This is a genomic window from Pseudomonas sp. BBP2017 (assembly GCF_003024385.1).
Taxonomy (GTDB): domain Bacteria; phylum Pseudomonadota; class Gammaproteobacteria; order Pseudomonadales; family Pseudomonadaceae; genus Aquipseudomonas.
The window spans coordinates 1-258 of the sequence record NZ_PVZN01000053.1; the positions used below are offsets into that span (position 1 = coordinate 1).

Sequence of the window (258 nt, forward strand, 5' to 3'; positions counted from 1 at the left end):
CACAAGCCTTCAAGCAGGCATTACGAAAGCGATGTCGTCGCCAGCCACTAGTCCATCATTCGGATAGAGGCATCCAATACTGCTCGGCGCTGTACCAGTCCCTTCATCACCGGCACGGAGTTCAGTGTTCGATGACTGATGGATATGACTGCTACCAGAACGCACTAGCCGAGCGAATCAACGGAATCCTCAAGATGGAGCTGCTGTTGAGCAGCCCTGGAGACCTGGAGCAGGCGAGGCAGATGGTTGACGAGGCAG

The 258-nt window shown here is 55.4% G+C and carries 1 protein-coding gene; it reads left to right on the top strand.

Annotation, left to right across the window (positions count from 1 at the left end):
- Nucleotides 1–258 (top strand): integrase core domain-containing protein (locus C6382_RS23780; RefSeq protein ID WP_146146932.1); only part of this gene is annotated, 258 nt, incomplete at both ends.